This is a genomic window from Herbaspirillum sp. UBA812, assembly GCF_002296545.1.
In the GTDB taxonomy this organism is placed as follows: Bacteria; Pseudomonadota; Gammaproteobacteria; order Burkholderiales; family Burkholderiaceae_D; genus Herbaspirillum; species Herbaspirillum huttiense.
Genome location: NZ_DBIC01000168.1, coordinates 1 through 5,290, shown reverse-complemented (window position 1 = coordinate 5,290; position 5,290 = coordinate 1). Strand labels below are relative to the sequence as shown.

Below are 5,290 nucleotides of genomic sequence, written 5' to 3'. Positions count from 1 at the left end.
GCCCAGCGCCTGGCGCAGCAGCGACAGCACGATCACGATGCGGGTGAAACAGGTCATCATCAGCAACGCCGCCGGTATGAACGACAGCGAGGTGAGGAACAGCATGGTCTGGATCGGCAGCGAATAATTCGTGCCGCCGCCCGGGGCGGGCATGCTGTTGAGCGCGGGCAGGCCTTGCTGGGCCGAAGCGGCCAGCGGCAGGCACAGCAGCGCCATCCACCAGTAGCGGCTGCGCAGCAGCGCGCCGCTCCGGCGGAGCAGGAAAGAGAGAAGGCCTTGCGGCTTAGGATGTGCTGCCATCATTACCCGGACGGCCGCCGTTGCCGGCACCGCCATTTCGTTTGTCCATGGTGTGCTTGAGCCAGCTGGCGAAGGCCGGTCCGGCGCTGGCGGGTTGGGCGGCGACGCCTTCCTGGCGCGGCAGGGTGGCCAGGGCATTGACCCGGCCGGGAGCGACGCCGACCACGATCCACTGGTCACCCACTTCGACCACCATCACCCGTTCGCGCGTGCCGACCGATACGCCCCCGACCACCTTGGCCACGGCATTGCCGCCCAGGCTGTTGGCCAGGCCCATGCGCTTGAACAGCCAGGCGACGGCGGCCATGACGGCCAGCACCGCCACCAGTCCGAAGAGCATGGTGAACACACTGCCGGAGGAAGAGGGAAGGGAAGCGCCGGTGGCCACTGGCGCGGCTGCAGCCGGAGCTGCGGCGGGCGCATTGTCGGCCCAGGCGTGGGCGGCGGCCACCAGGCTGCCCCCCAGGAAGACCAGGGCCGACATCGGCGCCGGACGGATCCGGCGCAGGCCCTGCCACATCGATGCTGCGTAAAAACGTGTCATCAAACTCAAGCCATCCCGCTCAGCGGTTGAGCTTGCGGATGCGTTCTGCCGGCGTGATGATGTCGGTCAGGCGGATACCGAACTTGTCATTGACCACCACCACTTCGCCTTGTGCGATCAGGCAGCCGTTGACCAGCACATCCATCGGTTCACCGGCCATGCCGTCCAGTTCCACCACCGAGCCTTGCGCCAGTTGCAGCAGGTTCTTGATGGCGATCTTGGTGCGGCCCAGTTCCACGGTCAGCTGCACCGGGATGTCGAGGATAAAGTCGATATCGTTGGGAGTGTTGGTCTTGATATCGGCGGCGCTCAGGTCCTTGAAGACGGTGGCCATCGCGGGAGCCGCGCTGATACCTTTCTCGTCTTCCATCTCGCCTTTTTTCTGCGCCTCTTCAGCCTCGGTTTGCTCGGCCATGGCCGCGCCCCACGGATCGTCTTCCGCTGCGCCTGCGCCTGCTACGTTCTCATCAGCCATTACTAATCTCCTTGAAAGCTTTCCGGTGTTTCTTGATGGGTGATGGACAGCAGTTTTTCAACGCGCAACGCGTATTGGCCATTGGACTGGCCGTAGCTGCATTCCATCACCGGTACGCCGTCAACCTGTGCCTCGACGGTCGTATTGGTCTGCAGCGGAATGACGTCGCCGACCTGCATGTGCAGCAGATCGGTGAAATTGACTCGGGCGGTGCCGAAATTGACGATCAGTTCGACCTCGGCGGTCTGGATCTGCTGTTTCATCAGGCGGATCCAGCGCTTGTCCACTTCCAGCGCTTCGCCCTGCATGCTGCTGGTGAGGCGGTCACGCACCGGCTCGATCATCGAGTAGGGCGTGCAGATGTGGATCTCGCCCGACACCGGTCCCAGCTCGACGGTGAAGGTGGTCGAAACCACCACTTCGTTGGGCGTGGCGATGTTGGCGAACTGCGTATTCATTTCCGAGCGAATGAACTCGAATTCGATCGGATAGATCGGTTCCCACGACTTGGCGTAGGTCTCGAAGGTGATCTCCAGCACGCGCATGATGATGCGCTGCTCGGTGGGTGTGAATTCGCGGCCTTCGATGCGGGTGTGGAAGCGGCCATCGCCGCCGAACATGTTGTCCACCAGCATGAACACGAACTGCGGGTCGAACACCACCAGCCCGATGCCACGGAAGGGCTTGATGTGCACCAGGTTCAGGTTGGTTGGCACCACCAGGTTGCGGATGAATTCACTGTACTTGGACACCTTCACCGGACCGACCGAGATTTCGGCGGTACGGTGAATGAAGTTGAACAAGCCGATGCGGAACAGACGCGCGAAACGCTCGTTGATGATTTCCAGCGTGGGCATGCGCCCGCGCACGATGCGTTCCTGCGTGGCCAGGTTGTAGGTACGTACCGTACCAGGAGCTTCTTCGACGATTTTTTCTTCGTCTTCATCTCCCGTCACGCCCTTCAAAAGGGCATCGACTTCTTCCTGTGATAGAAAATGCTCGGCCATGGTCGACGATCTCTGACTTCGATACGGTGTTACTGCTGTTGGATCACGAACGAGGTGTAGAACACGTCGGTGATCTGCGGTCCCTTGCCCTTGCCCGAGAACGGTTCGCCCAATTGGTCGATGATCTCGTCGGTCAGACGTCGCTTGCCTTCGCTGGTGAGCAGCTCCGAGGCCTTCTTGCTGGACAGCACCATCAGCAGGCGGCTGCGCACTTGCGGCATGTACAGTTTGAGGGCTTCAGCGGTCTGGCCGTCCGGCACTTGCAGGGTCATTGCCACTTGCAGGTACTGATCTCCGGTTTCCTGCTGCAGGTTCACCACGAAGGGTTCGATCACCACGAAGGTCGGCGTCTTGGCTTCGACCTTCTCCTCAGCGTGATCATCACCCTTCTTGCCCTTGCCACCCATCATGAAGAATGCAGCGGCACCGCCAATGACCAGCACCAGCACTGCGCCCACAATGATGAACAGCATCTTCTTGCTGGATTTTGCCGGTGCTGCTTCTGCTTCAGCTCCCTTGGCCGGGGCTTTTCCTTTTGTTGCCATCTACTGTTCCTTTCAGTTCGTCAGCGCGGTATGCGAGGTTATCTGCTTATCGGCAGGCAAATCACATTGTTGAGTCTTGCGCAGACGAAAATTGCTTGTTTTTTAAGGTTTCGGGGTCGGCCGCTTATGCGAAGGTGTCGACCAGGCCCAGTCCGCTGGTGGTCGCCGTCGCGGTGGCCGTGCCGTTGACGGCCACATCGGCCTCCTGCTCCTTGCCGAAGCTGCCGGAAGAACCGCTGCGCGCCTGCTGCTGACCGTTGCCGGCACCTTGCTGCTGATTGGGCATGCCGGTCTGGACATTGGCCTGGCCGAGCTGGATGCCGGCCTGGTCCATCATTTCACGCAGCTTGGGCATGGCCGCTTCCAGCGCCTGCTTCACTTCGGGCTGGGCGGTGATGAAGGTGGCGTCGGCTTGCTGGTTGTGCACGTTCAGCACCACCTGCATCGGGCCGAGGTCGGGCGGATTCAGGCTCAGCGAGGCGCTTTGCATGCCCGCCGTGGCCATCCAGGTGATCTTGGTGCCCAGGGCCTGATTCCAGCCGGCACTGCCGACGTTGGACTGGATCTTGTCGCTGTAGGCCGGGGCGAACACGGCCTGCGGCTGGCTGGCGACAGCGGCTTGCTGCATGGCCGGCAGCACCACCGGGGTCGGCGCGGCCGGGGCGGCATCCTGCCTGGCGGCCGGAGCGGCGAGCTCGGGCGTGGCCTTGTTCAGTTGGGCGCGGGCGGTGAGGGCGCTGGCATCGTCCTTGGGCTCGGCCTTGGCGGCAGCGCCCAGGTCGATGGCGGGCTTGGCGTCCTTCGCATTGCTCGCCTGCGGAGCCGGGTTGGCCTCGGCATTGCTCTTGCGCGCCAGTTCGCTGGCGGCGGCATCCTGCTTGCCCTTGGCGGCGGCCAGGGCATCCTGCAGGGCGGCCGGGTCGACCTTGCCTTGCTTGTCGTCCGCCAGCGCTTGCTGCTGGTCGCTCAGGGACAGCTTGCCGCTGCCGCGCTTGGCCTGGGCCAGCAGGTCGGCTGCGCTGCCGTCACCCTTGGCCTTGCCATCGGCGGCCGGCTTGACGGCGTTCTGGGCGATGTTGGCGACCAGGGCAAGCAATTCGGCCGAGGCCTGGGTGGCGGTGTCGCTGCTGTCCTCGTCTTCATCCTTGTCGCTGACCTGGCTGCTCTGGTCGCTGCCATCGTTGGCGGCGCTCTTGCTGGCATTGTTGGCGGCAGTCTGGGATTGCTGATTGGTAGCGGCTTGCTTGGCGGCAGCCTGGGCATTGGCTGCCTGGGTGTCGGCATTCTGCTGGGCCTGGCGCGCCTGCGCCTGGTTGTCCTGTACGCGCGTGCTGACCTGGCTGTTGAGGACCTGGTTGAAAGGCACATCGGCCGAGAAGCTGTCGGCAGGATTGCCCGAGCGCGAACCCGTGGCGGCCTGGGAGCCGGTGATCACGTTCAACAGCGGCAGGGAAGTGTTCATGATGGTGGCCTGTCGGTAAATGCGGTCTGCTGCTCTGGATGCTGGTTGCGATTCTGTACTTGCGCGCGTTCGGTTCGGTCTTGCCTGGCTGGCCGCTTCAGCGGTCAGCGCTTGTAGAAGCTGATGCGGGCGGCATGCTCGTCCATGGACTTCTGGTCGCGCTTGTTTTCCTTGCGCATTTCCTGGTCGCGCGCCCGCGTGGCCAAGGTGTCGTAGGACATGCGCTTGCGCTCGCAGGCCTGCCATGCGGTACGGGCTTCGGCCACGCGCTGCTGGCTGCTTTGCACCACGTTGACCTGGCCATCGATGGCATTGTCGATCTTTTCCAGGAACAGCTGGAAGTTGCGATACGCCAGCGCGGTCAGGCCATTGGTCAGGGTTTCCTGGAAGCGCGCAGCGTAATCGTCGCGGTATTGCTGCAGGATACCCAGCTTCTGTTGTGCTTCTTCACTCACGCGAATAGCCCGGCCGAGGCGTTTGGTCGCTTCGTCGGTTTCTTTGGTCGCCAATTCAATCAGCGTATCAAGTGCGGAGGGAGTAGCCATGATCACTCTGATTATATTTTTGAGGATGCGCGCTCAATCACCCGAATAGAGCGGTAAGTTGCCTCAAGCTCTCTGATACATCGGCCTGCTCATGGATGCCCTGCTGCAAAAAGGACTCCATTCTTGGCAACAAGGCAATAGCTTCATCCAGCACGGGGTCGCTCCCGGCGGCGTACGCGCCGACGCTGATGAGGTCGCGGTTGCGCTGGAAACGTGAATACAATTGCTTCAGATGCCGCGAACGCCGCTGATGGTCGGCATCCGTGATGCTGTGCATGGCACGGCTGATGGATTGTTCGATATCGATGGCCGGATAGTGGCCAGCCTCGGCCAACTGGCGGTTCAGCACGATGTGGCCGTCCAGGATGGCGCGGGCGGCGTCGGCGATCGGGTCCTGCTGGTCGTCGCCTTC

6 protein-coding genes and 2 pseudogenes are annotated in these 5,290 nt (G+C 62.5%); all 8 read right to left on the bottom strand.

What is annotated here, in order from left to right; all coding sequences use genetic code 11:
• Positions 1-336 (bottom strand): annotated as a pseudogene (locus B3873_RS11300) (hypothetical protein); the annotation flags it as partial.
• Complete coding sequence (fliO, locus tag B3873_RS11295; protein ID WP_286866086.1) at positions 284-844, bottom strand: flagellar biosynthetic protein FliO; 561 nt, start codon at positions 842-844, stop codon at positions 284-286. The pseudogene B3873_RS11300 and the gene fliO, both read right to left, overlap by 53 nt.
• A gap of 19 nt (positions 845-863) precedes the next feature.
• On the bottom strand, positions 864-1,319 hold the full coding sequence (gene fliN / locus B3873_RS11290) for a flagellar motor switch protein FliN (protein ID WP_039788477.1): 456 nt from the start codon (positions 1,317-1,319) through the stop codon (positions 864-866).
• Between the two features lie 2 nt (positions 1,320-1,321).
• A complete protein-coding gene (gene fliM, locus B3873_RS11285; RefSeq protein ID WP_017450944.1) occupies positions 1,322-2,326 on the bottom strand; it encodes a flagellar motor switch protein FliM in 1,005 nt (334 codons plus the stop codon).
• Between the two features lie 29 nt (positions 2,327-2,355).
• Positions 2,356-2,871 (bottom strand): flagellar basal body-associated protein FliL, encoded by a 516-nt coding sequence (gene fliL, locus B3873_RS11280; RefSeq protein ID WP_209533048.1) that lies wholly within the window; start codon positions 2,869-2,871, stop codon positions 2,356-2,358.
• A gap of 124 nt (positions 2,872-2,995) precedes the next feature.
• Entirely contained in the window at positions 2,996-4,333 is a 1,338-nt protein-coding gene (locus tag B3873_RS11275; protein WP_039788470.1) for a flagellar hook-length control protein FliK, read from the bottom strand.
• Between the two features lie 104 nt (positions 4,334-4,437).
• The gene (gene fliJ / locus B3873_RS11270; RefSeq protein WP_034338552.1) at positions 4,438-4,878 is read right to left on the bottom strand and encodes a flagellar export protein FliJ; all 441 of its coding nucleotides are present in this window, start codon (positions 4,876-4,878) and stop codon (positions 4,438-4,440) included.
• A gap of 37 nt (positions 4,879-4,915) precedes the next feature.
• A pseudogene (locus B3873_RS11265) lies at positions 4,916-5,290 on the bottom strand (flagellum-specific ATP synthase FliI); the annotation flags it as partial.

What these genes read in the sequence shown, in the direction of transcription:
- fliO (WP_286866086.1), bottom strand. Translation starts at nt 844, where the DNA reads ATGACACGTTTTTACGCAGCATCGATGTGGCAGGGCCTGCGCCGGATC.
- fliM (WP_017450944.1), bottom strand. Translation starts at nt 2,326, where the DNA reads ATGGCCGAGCATTTTCTATCACAGGAAGAAGTCGATGCCCTTTTGAAG.
- fliN (WP_039788477.1), bottom strand. Translation starts at nt 1,319, where the DNA reads ATGGCTGATGAGAACGTAGCAGGCGCAGGCGCAGCGGAAGACGATCCG.
- fliL (WP_209533048.1), bottom strand. Translation starts at nt 2,871, where the DNA reads ATGGCAACAAAAGGAAAAGCCCCGGCCAAGGGAGCTGAAGCAGAAGCA.
- fliJ (WP_034338552.1), bottom strand. Translation starts at nt 4,878, where the DNA reads ATGGCTACTCCCTCCGCACTTGATACGCTGATTGAATTGGCGACCAAA.
- B3873_RS11275 (WP_039788470.1), bottom strand. Translation starts at nt 4,333, where the DNA reads ATGAACACTTCCCTGCCGCTGTTGAACGTGATCACCGGCTCCCAGGCC.